Source organism: Sporosarcina sp. SAFN-015, from assembly GCF_051966875.1.
In the GTDB taxonomy this organism is placed as follows: domain Bacteria; phylum Bacillota; class Bacilli; order Bacillales_A; family Planococcaceae; genus Sporosarcina.
The window spans coordinates 44,786-66,356 of record NZ_JBQCKP010000008.1 but is presented as its reverse complement, the minus strand read 5'-3'; the positions used below and the strand labels follow the sequence as shown (position 1 = coordinate 66,356).

The following is a 21,571-nucleotide window of genomic DNA, read 5'->3' as shown; positions in this document are numbered from 1 at the left end:
GGAGGCTCTGTAAAATGAGGCTTATAAAAACACAAGCTGTGGTCATTAAAAAGAAAAACCAGCAGAGGAACAAAAAAAGTTCCTCTGCCAGTTTCTTTTAACGAGTAAATGACAACCACAGATCAGTTTTCTGGATATGTTTTTTTAAGAAATATGACTGATTGTTCGATGAGCTCTTGTAGAACTTCGATGTCGACATCGTCCACTTTATTAATGTACACGCACGCTTTTCCTGATGTATGCTTTCCGAATTTGGAAAGGAGTTCTTCACGCTCGGTATCACCCGGAGCGAAATAGAGGCTGATTTTCGCTTTGCGGGGTGAAAAACCGACTAACGGAGCATCCCCCTCGTGACCCGTCTTATAAACATAATGATAAGAGCCGAAACCTATGATGCTCGGTCCCCACATTTTTGCTTCATAACCGGTCGTTTCTGTGAAAATGTCCAGTAACCGATAAGCATCCTCTCTTTTTTTAGGGTTTTCGACGGCTTCGATGAATTCAATAACATTGGCGTCTGTTTCCTTCGTTTTTTGTTCGTACATTTTTCATCCCCCTTCCATGAATCTGAATGATGCAATTACTTGATATTACGGTGAAGTTATACTAACGTTAAAAGCACGATAACTCCTTTATTTACCTACTACTATAGAGGTTGTTATAACGTAGTGCAAAGCGGAAATAATTTATCTTGACTCGGAAGTTTTTTACTCTATAATTAAAATGATTTTCTATACAAACGCGGAGGGTGGCAGTTGCTGCCTGAAGTCTAGACGATAACGAAAAAGGAGGGATATTCAGGTTGGAAAATAAGCTGAAGTTATACGGCTTTAACAACCTCACCAAAACACTTAGCTTTAACATCTATGATGTGAGCTATGCAAAAAGTGAGCGGGAGCAAAAAGACTATATTGCCTATATCGATGAGCAGTACAATTCTGAACGATTGACAAACATTCTTTACCATGTAACTGAAATCATCGGAGCCCATGTGTTGAACGTGAGCAAGCAGGATTATGATCCGCAAGGTGCAAGTGTCACTATCCTTATAACGGAAGAGACGCTGCCAGTCGCGTTGATCGATGAATCTTGCAATCGGGGGGCAATCGACATTTTGAAAACCCGGGATTCGGTTGTAGGTCATTTGGACAAAAGCCATGTAACCGTCCATACGTATCCTGAATATCACCCGGATAATTCGATCGCCACATTCCGTGTCGATATTGAAGTATCTACATGTGGTGAGATTTCCCCTTTGAACGCTTTAGATTATCTTATTGGCAGCTTCGATTCGGATATTATTACGACTGATTACCGTGTACGCGGGTTTACTCGGGATGATAGAGGGAAGAAGTTATTTATGGACCATAAGATGACGTCGATCCAGGATTATATTGATGAAGAGACGTTGCAAAAGTATGATGCCATCGATGTCAATGTATATCAATCCAATATCTTTCATACAAAACTGCTGATTAAAGACATCAATTTACAAAATTACCTTTTCAATACGGATGTATATGAAATTCCTCCGAAAGAAAGGTTATACATTACAAACAATTTACGTAAAGAGATGATTGAAATTTTTAGCGGTTCCAATATATACGAAGAGTGAGAGGACGGTGTTGAACATTCTTTCACAGCAGAAAGCCCCGATTATGGAGGCTCTAAACAAATATAAGAAGATGCGGGTCGTTCCTTTTGATGTCCCCGGCCATAAACGTGGCAGAGGAAACGAGGAACTGACCGCTTTTTTAGGTGAGAATTGCATGACGGTGGACGTCAATTCAATGAAACCGTTAGATAATCTGATCCACCCTGTTTCTGTCATACGGGAAGCCGAGGAACTTGCGGCTGAAGCTTTTGGGGCAAAGCATGCCTTTTTCATGGTGAATGGGACAACTTCAGCTGTTCAAGCGATGGTGATGACAGCTTGTAAAGCTGGCGAAAAAATCATCATGCCCCGCAATGTGCATCGGAGTGCCATCAATGCTCTTATTCTAAGCGGAGCTATCCCTGTCTATGTCAATCCAGGCGTAAACAACGAACTCGGAATTCCATTAGGCATGTCCGTGGAGGAAGTTAAGAGAACAATCCTTGAGCATCCCGATGCGAAGGCGATTTTGATCAACAACCCTACTTATTACGGTATCTGCTCCAATATGCAAGCAATTACAGATCTTGCCCATCGCCACGGTATGCTTGTCCTTGTCGACGAAGCACATGGAACGCACTTTTATTTCAGTGACGATTTACCTGCTTCTGCAATGTCTGTTGGTGCTGATATGGCTTCTGTCAGCATGCATAAATCTGGTGGTTCATTGACACAAAGCTCATTGCTTTTAATAAATAACGATGTTAGTGAAGGATATACGAGACAGATCATTAATTTAACACAAACGACAAGCGGATCGTATTTACTCCTCTCCTCCTTAGACATCTCACGGAAAAACCTCGCCTTAAATGGTAAGGAAATCTTCCGGAAGGTCAGGGAGATGGCACAGTATACCCGAAATGAGATTAACAAGATCGGCGGCTACTATGCTTTCTCGGAGGAATTGAAAAATGGCGATACCATTTTCGATTTCGATACGACCAAGCTTTCCGTTCATACTCTTGAGATAGGATTGGCTGGAGTCGAGGTGTATGACATTCTTCGTGACGAATATGACATCCAAATCGAGTTCGGAGACATCGGCAACATTCTGGCGTACATATCAGTCGGAGACCGCCGTTTAGATCTCGAACGGCTCGTCTCGGCGCTGGCTGAGATTAAAAGGCGCTATAGTCAAGATAAAAGTGGATTGTTTGATCATGAATATATTAATCCACAAGTCGTTTATACACCTCAAAAAGCGTTCTATGCACCGAAGGAAACTCTTCCGATTAATGAAAGCGCCGGCCGTATTGCAAGCGAATTTGTCATGGCATATCCACCAGGCATACCAATTTTGGCGCCTGGCGAAATGATCACTACGGAAATTTTGCAGTACATCCAGTATTGCAAAGATAAAGGAAGCTTCATGACAGGTACGGAAGATAGTAAAATCGAGCATATTAATGTTTTGAAGGAGTCTGAGCAATGAACTTATGGTTTAAGGAAAATCATTCGCAGAACGTCCAATTTTCAATGAGAGTCAATGAGCATCTATATACAGGGAAAAGTGAATATCAGAAAATCGATATTCTCGAAACAGCAGAGTTCGGTCGTGTTCTCACGTTAGACGGATATGTCATGGTCACCGAAAAGGATGAATTCATTTATCACGACATGATCACACACGTACCAATGGCGACGAATCCTAATATTAAAAAAGTGCTTGTCATCGGTGCCGGTGATGGTGGTACAATCCGTGAGCTGACAAAATATGATTCGATTGAGCATATTGATATGGTTGAAATCGATGAAATGGTCGTTGACGTATGTCGGGAATACCTTCCGCAAACAGCAAGTAAACTCGATGACCCACGCGTACATCTTCATTTCGAGGACGGACTGAAATTTGTCCGTTCCCGCAATGATGAATACGATCTGATCATCGTCGACTCGACGGATCCATTCGGGCCGGGAGAAGGCCTATTTACTAGGGAGTTTTACGGCAATTGCTATAAGGCGTTAAATGAGGATGGCATTCTTGTCAATCAACATGAAAGCCCTTTTTATGAGGAAGACGCACTTGGGATGCAGCGTGCGCATAAACGGATTATCGGATTCTTCCCGGTGTGCAAAGTATACCAATTGCACATTCCAACCTACCCCTCAGGCCATTGGTTGTTCGGTTTCGCATCGAAAAAATATGATCCAATTAAAGATTTGGACGCAGATGCTTGGAATCAGCTCGGGTTGCAAACGAAGTATTATAACACCGACATCCACGTCGGTTCATTCGCATTACCGAACTACGTAAAGGAGCAATTGGAAGATGTTGAATAAAAATATCGAAACATTCATCGGATGTGACAATGAATATGACGAATCAGGCATCGTCGTTTTCGGCGCTCCTTTCGACTCGACGACGTCATTTCGTCCAGGCACAAGATTCGCAAGCAAAGTGATGCGCGGAGAATCATTCGGAATCGAGACGTATAGTCCATATCAAGATAAAGATTTAGAAGACTTCCCCGTTTATGACGGAGGAGACCTCGAGCTGAGCTTCGGGAACACTGAAAGAGCTCTGGGACAAATCGAGGAGTATACTAGCAAAATCGTGAAGGACGGCAAAATCCCTTGCATGATCGGCGGAGAGCATTTAGTGACACTTGGATCAGTCCGAGCTGTTGCTGCTCAATATCCCGATTTGCATATTATTCAATTCGATGCGCACGCAGATTTGCGTGACCATTACCTCGATGAGAAGCTATCGCACGCGACTGTCATTCATCGTGTATGGGATATCCTAGGAGACGATCGGATTTTCCAATTCGGCATCCGTTCTGGAGATCGTAGCGAGTTCCACTGGGGTAAAGACCGTGTATTCACGAATAAATTTAATTTTAATGGACTAGAAGAAGTCGTTGAAAGATTACAAGGGAAACCGGTTTATTTGACGATTGATCTAGATGTATTAGATCCATCCGTCTTCCCTGGCACGGGAACACCTGAAGCTGGCGGCGTCAGTTTCATGGAATTATTGCAAGCGATTTTGACAGTGAGCGGCCTCAATATAGTTGGCTGCGATGTTAATGAACTGTCTCCGATCTACGATCAAAGCGGAGTTTCAACAGCAGTCGCTTGTAAAGTGCTTCGTGAACTTTTATTAGCTATTCATGAATAAAAGCGGAGGGCGCTTGCTCAGCTGCGACAGGCATAAGGCGAAGATACGGAGTGGTGGTCTTTACCACGAAGTAGCTTTGACTTATGACCCGAGCGAAGCGAACAGCGAAGGGTTCGATTCGCCGTATTTCTGCGACTTTTGCAGAAATTAAGGCAGCTTCCTAGCGCCCGGAGCTAGATACAAAAATATTATTGGGTGGTGTTTTGATTGGGTAAAGCGTTAATCATTGGAGCAGGTGGAGTAGCAAGTGTTGTTGTCCATAAATGTGTACAAGTACCTGATGTGTTTGAAGAAATTTGCATCGCAAGCCGGACAAAATCGAAGTGTGATGCATTGAAAGAAAAGCTTGACGGCGGTCGCACGAAAATCCAAACAGCGCAAGTCGATGCAGATAATGTCGATGAGCTAGTTGAACTGATCAATAGCTTCAAGCCGGACATCGTCATTAACGTCGCATTGCCGTACCAAGACTTGACGATCATGGACGCATGCCTTGCTACAGGCGTACACTATTTGGATACAGCAAACTACGAGCCTCTCGATACGGCGAAATTCGAATATAAATGGCAATGGGCATATCGTGAAAAATTCGAAGAAGCCGGTTTGACTGCAATTCTTGGCTGCGGCTTCGACCCAGGCGTAACGGGCGTCTTCTCTGCCTATGCACAAAAACATTATTTCGACGAAATCCATACGATCGATATTGTGGATGCAAATGCTGGTGACCATGGCTATCCATTCGCAACGAACTTCAACCCGGAAATCAACATCCGTGAAATCACGGCTAACGGCCGTTATTGGGAAAACGGTGAGTTCATCGAAACTCCTCCACTTTCCGAAAAACGCGTATATGACTTGCCTGAAATCGGACCAAAAGACGTCTACCTACTCTACCACGAAGAGTTGGAGTCCCTTGCACAAAACATTAAAGGTATCAAGAAAATCCGTTTCTGGATGACGTTCTCGGAAAAATATTTAACGCATTTGAAAGTGCTAGAAAACGTCGGTATGACTTCGATCGAGCCGATCAATTTCGAAGGACAAGAAATCGTTCCATTGCAATTCCTGAAAGCTGTTCTTCCTGACCCTGCTTCTCTAGGGCCTCGTACAAAAGGAAAAACAAATATCGGTTGTATTTTCCAAGGCGTGAAAGATGGCGAAGAAAAGACATATTACGTCTATAACGTATCCGATCACCAAGAGTGCTACCGCGAAGTCGGTTCGCAAGCAATCTCCTACACGACAGGAGTGCCAGCGATGATCGGCGCGATGCTCTTACTAAAAGATGAGTGGAAAAAACCTGGCGTGTATAACGTCGAAGAGTTCAATCCGGATCCATTCATGGAAGCATTGAACGAATACGGTCTGCCTTGGCAGGAAGATTTCAACCCAGAGCTGATCGATTGATAGGAGGCACGCAACAAATGAAATTGAATTTCGATCCACATGCAGTCCCCTCCCCTTCTTATGTAGTTGACGAAGGGCTGTTGATCAAAAACTTAGAATTGCTGAAATCGGTTATAGACCGGACAGGCTGTAAAATTCTTTTAGCCCAAAAAGGTTTTTCAATGTTCTCTGTCTATCCGCTCATCGGACAATATTTGAATGGGGTAACATCAAGCGGTCTATTGGAAGCGAAATTAGGATATGAAGAGATGGGGAAAGAAGTGCATACGTACTCTCCTGCTTATTCAGAAGCAGACTTTGAAGAAATCCTCTCTTATTCCGATCATCTTGTTTTCAACACGTTCGATCAATGGAGACGTTTTAGGGATAGAGTGAAAAACTACCCGAAACATATTGAATGCGGTATTCGGATCAATCCTGAGTACTCTGAGATTGAAGTCGATATGTATAACCCGTGCTTTACTTTTTCACGATTCGGCGTAACACTTGAGAACTTCGAACCGGACGAATTGGAAGGCATCAGCGGCTTACATTTCCATACAATGTGCGAACAGAACTCCGACACGCTTGCTAGGACAATTAAAGTTGTCGATGAAAAGTTCGGCAAGTATTTGAAAGATATGAAGTGGATCAATTTTGGCGGCGGACATCATATTACACGGCCCGATTATGATATCGAAACACTAATCGAGTCCATTATGTTCATGAAGGAAAAGTATGGTTTGGAAGTGTATTTGGAGCCAGGTGAAGCGATTGCGCTGAACACAGGATTCCTCGTATCAACTGTGCTTGATACGATGCATAACGGCATGCCGATTGCCGTTTTAGACACCTCAGCTTCTTGCCATATGCCTGACGTTTTGGAAATGCCGTACCGTCCTGAAATCGTCGGTGCAGGGTTGCCTAACGAGAAAGCAATAACGTATCGATTTGGTGGGCCGACATGCCTAGCGGGTGATGTCATCGGCGATTACTCATTCGATAAGCCACTAACGGCTGGCGATAAGCTAGTCTTCTGTGATATGGCTCATTATTCGATGGTGAAAAACAATACGTTCAACGGAATGGAATTGCCTGCAATCGTGTTGAATACTGTAGCGGACGGTCCGAAAGTAATTAAGGAATTCGGCTATGAGGACTTTAAAGAGCGATTGTCATAAGAATAAAGAGCTGCCTACTCTATAAGAATGAGTAGGCGGCTCTTTTAACTTTTATCGTTCTAAGGAAGCACTATCTTGTCCCTCTTACTCATACAACTAGTATCATAGGTACCATGCAAAAAAATTCTGATGATACTAGTTGCTTTACCTTTAAGGTGCACCGGTGAGTTTGCTAATATCAGTAGAACCAAAGATGACTAACAGCAATAAAACAATTAGAATGACTACGTTAATGAATGAACTTCCCGAAAAACCTGTCGTGTTGTCCGCCGTGTTGCCCGTCGAGTTTTCTGTCGTGTTTCCTATCGTGCTATTGCTCAAGTAACGACGTACCATCCTTATCTCCCCTGTCCTTTATTCATACGACTTTGAATCCCTTCAAAAATTTCATCGATTGTAATATCCCCATTTTCATTTAAGAAATCAGCCATTTTATTACCATTCTTCGACTCTTCCTGGAATGCTCCGAGTAAATTCACCGTAATTGTCGGACTATTACGGTAAAGTATGACAGAATCTACTTTTAGCTTGCCCAAAACTAGAAGTGATGCTGCAATGATCTCCAAATCTTTCCCTTTTAACAGGTCGTTTAGAGTATACGATGAATTGATCTTGTCATTATTATTCTTTCTATACAATTCAACCACTTCCTTTTGAGGGTGCGTGACTTGGTCGTCATACTCCATTGTATGAGCTGCTAGTTAGAGAAGTGTGTACAATTATTGGTTGCCTTGTTTATCATCATATAAAAAGCCCGAAACACCGCTTATTGCAAGCAGGTTTCGGGTTTTTTCACTATCATTGCAGATTATTCAGCACTTCAAGTATATCTTCTGATACATATGTTTTATTGCCGCCAATCAGCTCGGGTGCAACCGAGAATTGTTGTAGGCTCTTATTGTAACCGTACATTTTCTCTCCACGAGTAATTGTAAAAGATACATTTCCTTTTGTTAGTAGCGCTCCATTCGTTTTCGGCTGCGATAGAACGAAATAGCCGAGCTCTTCCGCAACTTTGCGTAATGGAATCATTTTCACGCCATCCTTCATGTAATGGTCGTTTTCGATTATTTCTAAAACAGATGCCGGCATTTCAGATGTTTCTGGAGTTTCCTCCACTTCTTCACCTGTTCCTTCTTCAGTCAATGGATCAAGGGCAATGATTTTAGTCGGAGGCGTTTGTGGCGGTAAACTTTTCGTTGTGATCGAGTAAAATACGACTAATTCTTTGTCTTTTAGATCAGCCATTCCAATCTTTTCGCCTTGCTGATTCAAAAGCGTCGTTTCTTCTCCAATATTCAGCTTCAATTCCTTGTCCAAGCTGAGGAAGTCATCATCGAATTTACCGACTTTAACGCTGCCCGGTTTTTGTTCATCCATTACGAAGAAAAGTTCCGGTGTAATTTGTGCTGGATAAATCAAGATCATCGGCTTGTTTTTATCGTAGTATGCTTCTACTTTCAAGTTCTTTTTCAAGTCGGCCGGTTGAATTTCTTCTGTAGTAGCGCTATTGAATAGAAGCGTCTTGTCTTGGATTCGAAAAATCGTGATAAGCCCTTCTTCATTTTCGACAGTTACCATTACATCATTATCTGTGTTTTCGATGTTGGTAATAACTCCAGTCGCTCTCACGAAATCCGTAGAATCTTTCACTTCTTCACTTTCCATCTGAATCACTTCCTCATTCGCCTGGACTGCAAAAGGTGCCCATGCGCTTCCTGCCAATAATGCGGTTAATGCCACTGCTCCAATTTTTTTCATGTTCTCTCTCTCCTCAATTCGAGTATTCAATGAATCAGACGGACAACATTGGTAAAAGTTACATTAATTTTTGCAGGGTCACTTTTTCATTTCTCCCGGCCTTCATTCCACATATAAAGAAAAACAGTGAACCAATAAGTAGAATGAGCATCGGAATATTCCAAGAAGAGGTTACGTCGTGAAGAAGTCCAAATAGCACCGGACCCGTGGCTGCTAGCAAGTAGCCCGATGATTGTGCCATGCCCGATAACTCTGCGGCTTCTATATGCGTTTCTGTCCGCAATGTGAAAAACATCATCGCCAACCCGAACGATGCCCCGCCTGCAATACCAATACAAATCATCCATAAAGGAACTAACGAAAGTTCTCCGACGTAAACACCGCCGTATCCAATCAAGTATAATACCGAAGTGCCGATGACGAGCATCCGCTGATCTTTCATTCTTCCTGCTACTATTGGAATGATGAATGTCATCGGCAATTGTGCGACTTGTAAAAGGGAAAGCATCCATCCTGCTTTCTCGACTGTTATTCCATTAGAAACGAGTATTTCGGGCAGCCATGCCGATGTACAATAAAACAACAGCGACTGGACACCCATGAAAAACGTAACTGCCCAAGCAAGCGGAGAACGCCATAAGAAAGGAGGCTTCTCCGCTGACGTTTTTTCAATTCTTGGTTGCACGAGTAGTTTGTTTTTCAGCTGCGGCAACCATAGTATGACTGCCAACATTGACAAGGCAGCCCAAACACCTAATGCGCCTTGCCAACCAAAATTAGTTTTTATGACAATTGGTGCGCTAATTCCCGAGGCGGTCGTCGCTGAAATATTCATAGCGACCGAATAGATCCCTGTCATTAAACCAATATGTAATGGAAAACTTAATTTTAATAAAGCGGGTAATAAAACATTGCCGAACGCGATTGCGACACCGATCAGGAAGGTCCCGACTACTAAAAAAAGAATTGAACCTGCCGAGCGGATTACAATCCCAACTGTCAGCAGACAAAGAGCGGTGAAAAGAGTCAACTCCATGCCAAATCGTTTTGATAGTTTCGGTACAAACGGAGATATAAAAGCGAACGCCAACAGCGGGATTGTCGTCAAGAAGCCCGCCAGCACATTTGAAATTCCTAAACTTTCACGTATTGGGCCGATAATCGGTCCAACGGAAGTCAAAGGTGAGCGTAAGGTTGATGCAATAAAAATAATGCCGATAATTAATAACCATGTTTTTTTCTGAAAGCTAAGCTTCTTTGAGTATCTATGATTTGCCTCTAACTTCAACGAATCGCCTCCTTTAAATTCCATTCAATGAGCATACCATAATGAGCGTGCTTTCTAAAGATATGACGTAGAGTTTTGCGCGAGTTCAGCCTACTTATGATCACCTCAGGACTATTGACCATATTTAATTCCATACATAGATACTACAAAAAACGAATCTCCCTAGTTTTGAGAGATTCGTTTTTGCACTATATAGTCGTTGGCACGAGCAAAATATCTGTCAATATGGCAACCGCTTGATCGATTTCCTCTTCGGTCACAGTTAATGGCGGCAGCATACGGATTACGTTGGAACCGGCTTGAACGACAAGCAATCCTGCTTCTTCCGCTTGGCGAATGAAAGGCGCGACGTCTCCTTTGCAATCAATCCCAATGAGCATTCCTTTGCCACGGATATCATACTGTTCCGGTGGCAAAATCTCACTCAGATTCCGTATCAAAACATCAGATTTTTCACGGACATTCTTCAAGAACTCTTCCTCGAAAACATGTTCTACGACAGTTTGTGCAACAGCAACAGCGAGAGGATTTCCGCCGAAAGTTGTGCCGTGCGACCCTGGCCCAAATGAATCGTACAAAGCGGATGTGCCGAGCATCGCCCCGATCGGGAAGCCCCCGCCCAATCCTTTAGCAAGTGTCAAAATATCCGGTTTCAATCCCGTCTGCTCATAAGCAAAACGAGTGCCGGTCCGTCCGATTCCAGTTTGTACTTCATCGATAATACATAAGATTCCTTTCGACTCGCAAATGTCTGAAATGATCGAGGCAAATTCAGGCGTGACTGCGTGAATGCCCCCTTCGCCTTGGATCACTTCCAGCATTATCGCTGCCACATCATCATCGATTGCAGCTTCCAGCATCACAAAATCATTGAATGGAACTGTCTTGAATGTTTCGAGCATCGGTCCGAAACCTTGCTTTATTTTATCCTGTCCAGTTGCAGCCATCGCTCCGAAAGTGCGACCGTGAAAAGATTGTTCAAAAGTGATAATCGTCGTCTTGCCTGTATGCTTCCTCGCAAGTTTGATGGCTGCCTCATTTGCTTCAGCTCCGCTGTTGCAAAAGAAACTATGAGAGAAATGCGTGTCTTTCATAAGAGCCGACGCGAGCTTTTCCTGTTCCGGACTTTCGAATAAATTCGATATATGCCAAAGTTTTTCGCTTTGAGCTTGAATCGCATGGACGATAGCAGGATGCGCATGACCTAAACTGACGACAGCTATGCCGCTCGTAAAATCGAGATATTTTTTACCATTCTCATCCTCTACAACCGTCCCGTCACCTTTTACGAGGTGCACCGGTCGACGTGCATAATTGTTGAATAAAGTACTCAACTGAAAACCTCCTCAAATCCAATCGTCGTGCCGACCAAATGCTGATTGACGATTTGGACGGAAGGAACCCCTGCATCTAGGCAATCCATTGCGGCATGCACTTTCGGGATCATTCCGCCATATATATCCCCTACATCAATCCAATCCGCTATTTCAGCCGGAGAGACAGCTGTTTGAATTTCACTTCCAATCTTTATTCCCGGTGTGTCTGTTACAAAGATAAGACTTTTTGCACGCATAGCAAGTGCGACCTTGCTTGCGACCGTATCTGCATTAATATTGAGCGGCTTTCCACATTCCGTCGCACCGATACAAGAAATGACAGGAACGATTCCAGATGCCAGTAATTTCTCAAGCAATCTATCATTCACTTTCTGGATATTCCCGACAAATCCGTAACGTTTTTCATCCAACAAAGAACATGTCAGCAGCTTGCCGTCGAATCCACTCAATCCGATTGCATCAATGTCTGCACAATTCAACTGATGAACTAAAAAGGGATTCACTTCGCCGATCAATACATCTTTTACGATAGAGATCGACTTATCACAAGTGATCCGTATGCCATTGTCAATGATGGACTCAATAGCATTTTTCTTTAACTTATCGTTGATAGAAGGCCCGCCGCCATGAACGATGATAATTTCATAGCCTTCATTACGCATTTCGTGGAGCTTCTTATAAAATCCGCTTTGCAACCCTTCGAGCATGCTTCCACCAAGCTTTATGACAATCCGCTTATGATCGGTAGGAAGCATTGATTTGGACGTAATCATATGTCAAATCGCACCCCCATGCTATTCCGTTGCCGCTTCCTTTATTCAACCCGACGAATATTTTCACTTCCGGTTGTTTTAAATAAAGAAGCAAATCTTCTTCCGAGAAATTGACCGGTTCACCATCTGTTACAACTGTCGTGTCACCAATTTTAATCGTAATTCCTAATGGATCGACTGATGCTCCGCTATAGCCTACTGCCGCAATAACCCTTCCCCAGTTCGCGTCACAGCCGAATACTGCAGTTTTAACTAGGGGAGAGCCGACGACTGTTTTGGCGATTTTTCTCGCTTCCGCATCCGATATAGCTCCATCGACTTCCACTTCGATAAGCTTCGTTGCCCCTTCCCCATCCTTTGCAATCATTTTTGCAAGGTCTTGAGCGACCGCATGCAATGTTTGAATGAATGAATCCCATTCTGGATGCGCTGGAGTTAATGGTTGATTTCCCGCCAAACCGTTAGCCAGTACAAGAACCATATCGTTCGTGGAAGTGTCTCCATCTACAGTAATCGAATTGAACGTGACATCTGTAACGGACTTCAAAGCTTCCTGCAAATGAACGGAGTCGATTTTGGCATCTGTCGTTATGAAGCCGAGCATCGTTGCCATATTCGGTTCGATCATCCCGGACCCTTTCGCTGTTCCCGCAATCGTAATTTCCTTGCCATCCACTTCCATGCGATAGGCTGTGTTTTTCATGACGGTATCTGTCGTCAAAATCGCTTGTGAAAACTGGATAGAACCTTCTAAAGTGCTTGTAGGTTGTAGCTGCTTAATCCCTGCCAGCAAAGGTTCCATATTTAATTTCTCTCCGATGACACCTGTTGACGCCACACCGACCAAGTTTGCAGCGATACCTAATTGTTCTGCCGTCTTCTCTTGCATCGTTAGCGCATCGATCATGCCTTGCTTCCCAGTGCATGCATTCGCGTTGCCAGAATTGATAATGACTGCTTGCATTTGTCCGGTTTGCTGCACAACTTCCTTCGAGACTACAAGAGGGGCCGCTTGTATGGCGTTCGTCGTGAAAACACCCGCCACACTTGCAGGCACTTCACTAAGCAATACCGCCAAATCGTGTTTCTTATGCTTCAGTCCGCAGTGGATGCCGACCGCTTTGAATCCTTTCGGTGTCGCGATATTCTTTCCTGAAACGCGTTTCATCTGTTGAACTGCTACCGCCATACCAATTCCTCCTCTTTAAATAAATAATGGAACTTGCGTCAAACCTGTCGTTTCATCCAAACCAAATTGGACGTTCATATTTTGAACCGCCTGCCCGGCAGCCCCTTTCACTAAATTATCAATGACTGACACAATGGTTGCCCGATTTGTTCGCGGATCGACTTTCACGTGAATATCGCAGTAGTTTGAACCGGCAACTTGCTTCGTGCAAAACTTGCTCGATTCACTTATGACTCTTACAAATGGCCGTCCTGCGTATGATTCCTTTAAACAACCTACGAGCTGCTCTTTTGTGACGCCTGAGTTTACTGGCGCATAACTTGTCGCCATGATGCCCCTCGTCATCGGAATGAGATGTGTTGTAAACGTCACATGAATTTTCTGAGCACCGAATTGGGCTATCCCCTGTTCAATTTCAGGAATATGCTGATGTTCGTGAATCTTGTAAATGGAGAAGTTCTCATTCGTCTCACTAAAATGCGTCATCGGGCCTGGTGTGTTCCCTGCTCCTGACACACCACTTTTCGCATCAATGATTAGTGATGATGCATCAATCAACTTTTCTTTAATTAACGGCAATAAAGACAAGAGTACTGCAGTCGGATAGCAGCCGGGATTTGCAATAAGCTGTGCTTTACTGATTTCTTCTGTATTCCATTCCGTCAAACCGTATGCGCTTTGCTCGACCGCTTCGACCGGTGCAGCTGCTTTCTTATACCATCGCTCGTATTCAACAGTATCTTTCAATCGAAAATCTCCGGACAAGTCAATCAACTTCGGACTACTGGCAATGAGCGGCGGCAGCAATTTACTTGTCACTCCAGCTGGTGTGCTTGCAAATAACACATCGTAGCCGGTCAACTGTTCATGATCGATTTTTAATAAAGGCTGATCATACAGATTTTTTGTATGCGGAAACTTGTTGGAAAACAAAGTCCCTTCCTCGGATGATGTGAATAAATCGAGTTGTTCGACTTCCGGATGATTATGCAATAATCGTATCAATTCAAGACCGCCATAGCCGGAAGCACCGATGATTCCTACCTTCATGTCCCCACCCCTTTAATCGTTAAAATTAGTATACGTATGCATAAATATAAAGTCAACTGTATTATTATAAATTTATCCGCAATTATTAATTCCTATTTTAGAATTGGAGTTTTGAATTAGAGGAGAGTATGCTATACTATCGTTATTATCAGGTACTAATATTAGGTGATAGTTTTCTACCGATTGAGGAGGTTACTATGGAAGATTTATTAAAGTTAAAAGGGAAGAATATTGTCGTAATGGGTGTGGCAAACGAGCGAAGCATTGCATGGGGCGTCGCGAAGTCCCTATTTGAAGTGGGAGCAAATGTCATTTTCACGTATCGCAAAGAACGTTCACTTGCCAAGCTCGAAAAAGCGTTGGATAGCAATGGACTTGAACCGAAAATGATTGTTCAGTGTGATGTGAATGAAGATGAAAGCATTCAACATGCATTCACACAGATTGGCGAAACACTTGGAACAATCCACGGAATTGTTCACTCAATCGCTTTTGCGCATGCTGAAGATCTGAAAAATGATTTTGTGGAAACGACTAGAAGCGGCTATGCATTTGCACAAGATTCCAGCTCCTATTCATTGGTGGCGACCGCTAGGGAAGCACGTCGCTATATGACGGAAGGTGGCTCGATCATTACGATGAGCTATTTAGGTGCTGAACGAGTGCTCGACGGTTATAATGTGATGGGAGTTGCGAAGGCTGCGCTTGAAGCGTCCGTCCGCTACTTAGCAAATGATTTAGGAAAGGATGCTATACGCGTCAATGCGATTTCAGCAGGCGCTGTCCGTACGCTTTCCGCGAAAGGCGTTCCTTCCTTCAACACGATTTTGGGGCAAATCGAAGAAAAAGCTCCGTTGAAACGCAATATTACGAATGAGGAAGTCGCGAAGATGTCGATTGCGATGTTAAGCGATCTTTCTAGCGGTGTGACCGGCGAAATAATTTACGTCGATGGTGGCTACAATATAATGGGATGAAAAAAGGAGCTTAACGGCTCCTTTTTTTAGTGGGAACAATCGAATTTAATGAGTCATTAGTCCCGAAATGACTATAAGCTCTCGGAAATGACCGATATCTTTATGGAAATGACCGATAACTGGCCGGAAATAATCGTTAAACTTGTGAACTTGATCGATAAGCAGAGACGAAACATTCCCCCCTTCCCATCGTCTTACTAATGAGGTGAAATCTTATGAAAACAAAGCCAATTTACGTCGAAATCGAAATTGATTCAACTATAGAAGAAGTTTGGGATGCCTCTCAAAATCCGGACTTGCATTCACAATGGGATTTACGTTTTTCGTCCATCACTTATTTGCCGAAAAAAGGTGATGAGCCACAAATGTTTACATACAAACGAAGCGTCACTCCTTTTCTTACCGTCGAAGGCTGGGGAAAAAGTACGGGGACATTTAACAAAGGAGATGGCACACGGTCTTCCTCCTTGCATTTCGGAACTAACCAATGGTTCTCACCAATCAAAGAAGGGAAAGGTTATTGGAAATACGAGCAACAGCAAAAAAAGACAAAATTCCTGACGCAGTATGATTATGACGCGAATTTCGGATCGCTTGGAAAAGTGTTTGATGCATTCGTTTTTCGGCCGATGATTGGCTGGGGAACCGCTCTCAGTTTTGATGTGATGAAAAGATGGATAGAAAAAGGAGAAGCTCCCCGCTCCCAATACTTCCGTTTTTTTACGACATATGGTCTCTCCGTACTATTTGCATTAATTTGGATCTATCACGGGCTTATTCCTAAAATTATCGGGAAGCATCCCGAAGAAATACGGATGCTGGCGAATACGTTTCCATTTGATCCATCACAACTGACTTTATTACTAATTGGCATAGGTGTCGCTGAATTGCTATTTGGGGTTTTTTGGCTTGTTTATAAGAGAAAAAAGCATTTATTCGCATTGCAGCTCGTCGTCTTTCCTTTGCTCACGATTGCGGCAATCATTGCAGTACCTGAAGCAGCAATGCACCCTTTCAACCCGGTGACGTTCAATTTGTCGCTGTTTGCCCTATCACTCATTGGGTATTTTAGTAGCGATGATACTCCGACTGCAAAAAGCTGTAAAAGAAAGAGGTGAATACGTTGTCCATTTATAAAAAAGTTCTAGGCAATGACTTTAATAAACTGCATCCCATGCTGCAACAGCGTTATGATTTTGCAGGTGGACGTTCATTTGAAGCAACAGGCACGATGATAGAAATCAAAGGAGGACCGAAATGGCTCTATCCCCTATTTCGGCTCGGCGTCAATTGGAAGCTGCTCTTCCCCGAGCGCGGTAAGAACATTCCTTTCTCAATTAAGAATAGAGCGCTGATTGGGGCTAATGGTGATAGTCAAATTCATTGGGAACGCATCTTTTACTTCGGCATGAAAAAACGCTATTTCAATGCGCTAATGAGCTTGGACGAAACCCGTCTTGTCATAAAAGATTATCTTGGTGAGCCTCCTCTCGTCTATTCCGATTTGGCTTTCGACGTATCTGATGAAGGAGCGATAACAATTCATTCTTTGAATCAACGACTTGTTCTTGGGAAAATAGAAGTGCCATTGCCTAAACTATTTCAAGGGCTTGCAACGGTGACGGAATGCTTCGATGAAATGAATAACGTTTTTCGCATCGCAGTAATTGTACGGAATCCACTAATCGGTCATCTGTTTTCCTATGAAGGGGCGTTTGTTCAAAATGCGTAAATACGTAATTTTTCATTTTCTACTGTTCATCGTCATTGCTGTTTTCAGCAAAAATCCGTGGCCGTTTTTACTGCTAACAATTGCACAAATCGTCTATGTGCCAGTAGCTCTTCGTTTTATCATGAAGCGCGGAGATTGGTTTTCGAAGTACTATTTTCATGTCGCGATTCCTGCATATGCTTCAGTTGCTATGATCCTGATCTTTTCACCCGAATGGGCTGCACTTCCGGCACTTATCTATTTTGCGTTCACTACGATTATTGCATTATACGGATTATCCCGGTTCCTCCGCCGCGGATTTACAAACATCGAAGAGTTTTCAATTGATCTCGGGTTAATGTACATTGCACTTGGTGGCGGTTGGTATTTTGCTTATGTGGCGGATATTGATACGGGCTTCACTCCTTTACTGACGTGGCTGACTGGCATTCATTTTCATTACTCCGCATTCCTATTGCCTATTTTCATAGGATTTCTTGGGAGATTACATAAGCCGCGATCCTTTTCGTTTTATAGCATTCTTTTATTAGCCGCTCCAATGGTTGTAGCAATCGGCATTACATTTTCAAGGTGGATTGAGCTATTTTCCGTACTTCTTTACATCGTCGGGTTAGCTGGAATGATTGTGATTGCTTGGCGAACTGACTATCCAAAACGAACGCAGAAGTGGCTTGTCGTCACTTCATTTACATCTCTCGGTCTGACGATTATGTTCTCGCTCTTTTACGTACTCGGGAATGGATTTGGCCTTACTTCCATCACAATAGAATTCATGCTCCGTTTCCATGGCGTCTTGAATTGCGTCATTTTTGCACTGTTCGGCATCGTCGGATGGCTGTTATCCGTTCCCTCACCCACTTTTCGGCAGCCAAACTTCCCGGTCAGTCGGATAAAAGGAAAACAAAGAGTTGAACAGCTTGGCGCATCTGGAAAGTATAGAGGCCTTGTAGATGATATGAAATTATATGAAGTTAGCAAAGTTTCTCCTCGTATAATGGATTTTTACGAAAACACGATTGATTACCAACTTTTTGCTACTGTTCATTGGAAAAGATGGTTCTTGCCATTTGCATTCATTTATTCATTCATGAGCAGGAAAACAGAGCAGATCAACTTGCCGATTCATCGTAGAGAGGTGGAGATGACAGGAGACATTATTACTCTTTCACCTAATTCGGATGGCAGACATGCTGTCCGTGCATGGATTAGGAAGGTCGACAATACCTATGCATTCATCGCCCTTTATTCTCACCATAGGGCTTCCACTGGTAAGGAGTTCATGAACATTGCATTGCCGCTCCCTTTTTCCACGATGACAGGGGTATTGGAACTACATGAAATCGGGGATGCTTTGCAGTTAACGAGCAGAAGAACCGATACGGCTTCAGATGCTGGAATCTACTTGACTTCAAAGTTTGGAAAGTATTTTAGACTGCCGCTGGAGGAAAACTTTGTCGTGCGGGAAGCTGAGGACGGGTCGATGACCGCGAAGCATGAGATGTGGATTTTTTCGATACCGTTTTTGACGATAGAATATAGAATTCATAAGGCATGAAAAAAGCCAGAGGAAATTCCTCTGGCTTGGCTCTCGCAGCATATTAGCTTACTCGCCCACTTCCTTCATTAACCCCTTATTCCCTTTCGTTAAAATGTTTTCGTAGTCGATATAATCGTAAATATCATCAGCTATTAGATCGCTGAATACGGAGAGTTCCTGAACTGTTAGATCCTCGATCGCCTTCTTTTCCGTTTCGCAATAAATGATGATTTTCCCGACTATTTCATGTGCGTCGCGGAATGGCGTGCCTTTTGCTACTAAGTAATCGGCAACTTCGGTTGCATTAAGGAAGCCACCTTTGATGGCTGCTTTCATATTGTCTGCATTCACTTGCAATGTGTCGATCATCTTGGACATGATTTCCATGCAATCAAGGACCGTATCAAGTGCATCGAAAAATTGCTCTTTATCCTCCTGCATGTCTTTATTATACGTTAGCGGCAAACCTTTCAATGTCGTTAACAAAGCAAAGAGAGAGCCATATACTCTACCGGTTTTGCCGCGAATCAACTCCGCTGCATCGGGATTCTTCTTCTGCGGCATAATGCTGCTTCCCGTAGAATATGCATCTGCCATCGTAATGAACTTGAATTCCTGGCTGCTCCATAAAATAAACTCTTCGCTTAAACGGCTCAAATGCATCATGATGATGGAGAAGTCGGACATAAGCTCTAGCATATAATCTCTGTCGCTTACACCGTCCAAGAAATTATTGACCGGTTTCGAAAACCCTAATACCGACGTCGTAATGTCCCGATCAATTGCATGTGTCGTTCCAGCAAGCGCACCGCATCCTAATGGATTTTCATCGAGCAGCTCAAGCGCGTTGCCAACTCTTTTCTTGTCACGTTTAAACATTTGCTCATACGCTCCTAAATGATGGCTAAACGTAACGACTTGCGCGCGTTGTAAATGTGTATATCCTGGCATGATGACGTTATTTGCAGCAGCTTTAGCGTGCAACGAATCAATCAGCGTCTGAAGGCCGTCCATCACTTCAACCGCTTTATTCTTTGCATAGAGGCGCATATCGACCGCCACTTGGTCATTCCGGCTGCGTGCAGTATGAAGCTTCTTCCCCGTTTCCCCGATTCTTTCTGTCAAATGCATCTCTACGAAGGAATGGATATCCTCATAATTACCTTCGACAACGAGTTGACCATTCTCGATGTCATTTAAAATGGATTCCAATCCTTCAATGAGCAATTCCCCTTCCTCTGGCGTCAATAAATCACAATGGACGAGCATCGTGACATGTGCCAAACTTCCAGCGATATCTTCTTTGTACAATCTATGATCGACAGGCAACGATGTATTGAACTGCTCCATTATTTCATCTGCACGACTCGTAAAACGTCCACCCCAAAGTTTCATATATAATCAACCTCTCGTATGTATTTTTATTCATTTTATTGTATTATAATAAACCAACTTAACAAATGCAATGAAATTCGCCATTTCCTTGCTCCCTACTTACTGGAGTGCTATGATTGATACATTGACGAAAAAAGAGTGATGACCATGATAGAACTCAATAATAAACGCAATAATAAATTATATTCCCATGAATCCCTGACAACAATATGTCAGGGGTTTTTGTTTCCCCGGGGAAAATCATTTTGGAGGCATAGTAAATGACAACTAATCAAAACCATTCCATCGCGTCTGTTTTTGCAATTTGGATCAGCTTGATGAGCAATATTGTGTTGACTGTTTTAAAAATTCTCGTTGGCGTCCTGTTCAACAGTCCCGTGTTGCTTGCGGACGGCTTCCATAACGCTGGGGACGTTGTTGCATCTGCAGCTGCCCTTACGTCCATGCGGTTTCCCAAAGGCCTGCTGATGATGACCATCCATACGGTCATGGAAAAGCGGAGGTTATTGGATCAGGCATCGTTGCGATTATTTTAGGAATTGCCGCCATTTATATTGGGTATGAAGCTGTTAAAACATTTTTTGAGGAACCAGCTAAAGCAAGTGTGATTGCATTAATCACCGCAATCATCTCCCTTGTTTGGAAGCAGGCACTTTATATATACACGATGCGCGTCGGAAAAAAAGTGAATAGTAAAGGATTAATTGCAACGGCGTACGACCATTTGGCGGATGTCTATGCTTCCCTAGCCGCTGTCGTCGGTATCGGCTTGGCATTGATTGGCGATGCCTATCAGATCCCCCTGTTGTCGTACGGAGATCCATTTGCAGGTGTGATCGTCTCCGTGCTTGTCCTCAGACTTGCATATGAAATCGGGATAGAAGCGATGGATATACTAATGGAAAAGAACGTGTCGGAAGACCGTCTTCAGGAATTTGCAGCGTTAATCCTAACCATACCTGAAGTGAAACGAATCGACCGATTGCGCGCACGTGAGCATGGTCATTATGTCCTCGTCGACTTGCGAATCGGCATTTCTGGAAATTTGACAATCCAAGAAGGCCATGATGTCTCAAGTAAAATCCGGAATTTGATCATCAATGAACACGCCGATGTGGATGAAGTGCTCATCCATTTGAATCCCTGGTATCCGGGTGAATAGAAAGTGTGCTAAGAAGTAAGGTATACTG

Annotated in this window: 20 protein-coding genes and 1 pseudogene; 11 read left to right on the top strand and 10 right to left on the bottom strand. The window is 43.3% G+C overall.

The features are described 5' to 3' along the window. Nucleotides 1-122: 122 nt before the first annotated feature. Nucleotides 123-545, bottom strand: coding sequence for a DUF1801 domain-containing protein (locus tag ACTHPA_RS14160; RefSeq protein WP_440501085.1), 423 nt, complete (start codon nt 543-545; stop codon nt 123-125). Nucleotides 546-802: 257 nt separating this feature from the next. Here ACTHPA_RS14160 and speD point away from each other — a divergent pair, with 257 nt between their 5' ends. The 6 genes from speD to nspC all read left to right on the top strand — a co-directional run bounded on the left by speD (nt 803) and on the right by nspC (nt 7,342). After that, on the top strand, nt 803-1,615 hold the full coding sequence (speD, locus tag ACTHPA_RS14155; RefSeq protein WP_440501083.1) for an adenosylmethionine decarboxylase: 813 nt from the start codon (nt 803-805) through the stop codon (nt 1,613-1,615). A gap of 43 nt (nt 1,616-1,658) precedes the next feature. Then, complete coding sequence (locus ACTHPA_RS14150; protein WP_440501255.1) at nt 1,659-3,086, top strand: aminotransferase class I/II-fold pyridoxal phosphate-dependent enzyme; 1,428 nt, start codon at nt 1,659-1,661, stop codon at nt 3,084-3,086. Next, entirely contained in the window at nt 3,083-3,934 is an 852-nt protein-coding gene (speE, locus tag ACTHPA_RS14145; protein WP_440501082.1) for a polyamine aminopropyltransferase, read from the top strand. The genes ACTHPA_RS14150 and speE overlap by 4 nt, the downstream gene beginning before the upstream one ends. Then, nucleotides 3,924-4,775, top strand: coding sequence for an agmatinase (gene speB / locus ACTHPA_RS14140; RefSeq protein ID WP_440501080.1), 852 nt, complete (start codon nt 3,924-3,926; stop codon nt 4,773-4,775). The genes speE and speB overlap by 11 nt, the downstream gene beginning before the upstream one ends. Nucleotides 4,776-4,982: 207 nt before the next feature. Further along, entirely contained in the window at nt 4,983-6,182 is a 1,200-nt protein-coding gene (locus tag ACTHPA_RS14135; RefSeq protein ID WP_440501078.1) for a saccharopine dehydrogenase family protein, read from the top strand. Nucleotides 6,183-6,199: 17 nt separating this feature from the next. Then, on the top strand, nt 6,200-7,342 hold the full coding sequence (nspC, locus tag ACTHPA_RS14130) for a carboxynorspermidine decarboxylase (protein WP_440501077.1): 1,143 nt from the start codon (nt 6,200-6,202) through the stop codon (nt 7,340-7,342). Nucleotides 7,343-7,492: 150 nt separating this feature from the next. On the opposite strand, the gene ACTHPA_RS14125 is transcribed toward nspC, so the two are convergent. From ACTHPA_RS14125 to argC, 8 genes are all read right to left on the bottom strand, one after another. Further along, complete coding sequence (locus tag ACTHPA_RS14125) at nt 7,493-7,678, bottom strand: hypothetical protein (RefSeq protein ID WP_440501075.1); 186 nt, start codon at nt 7,676-7,678, stop codon at nt 7,493-7,495. Between the two features lie 2 nt (nt 7,679-7,680). Further along, nucleotides 7,681-7,980, bottom strand: a complete 300-nt coding sequence (locus tag ACTHPA_RS14120; RefSeq protein ID WP_440501074.1) for a hypothetical protein — start codon at nt 7,978-7,980, stop codon at nt 7,681-7,683. A gap of 160 nt (nt 7,981-8,140) precedes the next feature. Continuing rightward, entirely contained in the window at nt 8,141-9,103 is a 963-nt protein-coding gene (locus tag ACTHPA_RS14115) for a stalk domain-containing protein (protein WP_440501072.1), read from the bottom strand. A gap of 58 nt (nt 9,104-9,161) precedes the next feature. Next, entirely contained in the window at nt 9,162-10,391 is a 1,230-nt protein-coding gene (locus ACTHPA_RS14110; RefSeq protein ID WP_440501070.1) for a CynX/NimT family MFS transporter, read from the bottom strand. A gap of 188 nt (nt 10,392-10,579) precedes the next feature. Continuing rightward, the gene (locus ACTHPA_RS14105) at nt 10,580-11,725 is read right to left on the bottom strand and encodes an acetylornithine transaminase (RefSeq protein WP_440501069.1); all 1,146 of its coding nucleotides are present in this window, start codon (nt 11,723-11,725) and stop codon (nt 10,580-10,582) included. Next, nucleotides 11,722-12,501 (bottom strand): acetylglutamate kinase, encoded by a 780-nt coding sequence (gene argB / locus ACTHPA_RS14100; RefSeq protein ID WP_440501068.1) that lies wholly within the window; start codon nt 12,499-12,501, stop codon nt 11,722-11,724. The genes ACTHPA_RS14105 and argB overlap by 4 nt, the downstream gene beginning before the upstream one ends. Further along, nucleotides 12,464-13,690 carry a bifunctional ornithine acetyltransferase/N-acetylglutamate synthase gene (gene argJ, locus ACTHPA_RS14095; protein WP_440501067.1) on the bottom strand — a complete coding sequence of 409 codons (1,227 nt, stop codon included), beginning with the start codon at nt 13,688-13,690 and terminating at the stop codon, nt 12,464-12,466. Before argJ ends, argB begins: the two co-directional genes overlap by 38 nt. A gap of 15 nt (nt 13,691-13,705) precedes the next feature. Then, complete coding sequence (argC, locus tag ACTHPA_RS14090; protein ID WP_440501065.1) at nt 13,706-14,740, bottom strand: N-acetyl-gamma-glutamyl-phosphate reductase; 1,035 nt, start codon at nt 14,738-14,740, stop codon at nt 13,706-13,708. Nucleotides 14,741-14,937: 197 nt separating this feature from the next. Here argC and ACTHPA_RS14085 point away from each other — a divergent pair, with 197 nt between their 5' ends. From ACTHPA_RS14085 to ACTHPA_RS14070, 4 genes are all read left to right on the top strand, one after another. Next, on the top strand, nt 14,938-15,717 hold the full coding sequence (locus tag ACTHPA_RS14085; protein ID WP_440501063.1) for an enoyl-ACP reductase FabI: 780 nt from the start codon (nt 14,938-14,940) through the stop codon (nt 15,715-15,717). A 215-nt stretch (nt 15,718-15,932) separates the two neighbouring features. After that, nucleotides 15,933-16,835 (top strand): DoxX-like family protein, encoded by a 903-nt coding sequence (locus ACTHPA_RS14080; protein ID WP_440501062.1) that lies wholly within the window; start codon nt 15,933-15,935, stop codon nt 16,833-16,835. 5 nt (nt 16,836-16,840) lie between these two features. Then, nucleotides 16,841-17,449, top strand: coding sequence for a DUF4166 domain-containing protein (locus ACTHPA_RS14075; protein ID WP_440501061.1), 609 nt, complete (start codon nt 16,841-16,843; stop codon nt 17,447-17,449). After that, a complete protein-coding gene (locus tag ACTHPA_RS14070) occupies nt 17,442-19,004 on the top strand; it encodes a YndJ family protein (protein WP_440501059.1) in 1,563 nt (520 codons plus the stop codon). Before ACTHPA_RS14075 ends, ACTHPA_RS14070 begins: the two co-directional genes overlap by 8 nt. Nucleotides 19,005-19,052: 48 nt before the next feature. Here ACTHPA_RS14070 and argH read toward each other — a convergent pair whose 3' ends face one another. Continuing rightward, nucleotides 19,053-20,381, bottom strand: a complete 1,329-nt coding sequence (gene argH / locus ACTHPA_RS14065; protein ID WP_440501057.1) for an argininosuccinate lyase — start codon at nt 20,379-20,381, stop codon at nt 19,053-19,055. Between the two features lie 260 nt (nt 20,382-20,641). Between argH and ACTHPA_RS14060 the strand changes: the two are divergent. Beyond that, nucleotides 20,642-21,543: pseudogene (locus tag ACTHPA_RS14060) on the top strand (cation diffusion facilitator family transporter). The last annotated feature ends 28 nt before the right edge of the window (nt 21,544-21,571 follow it).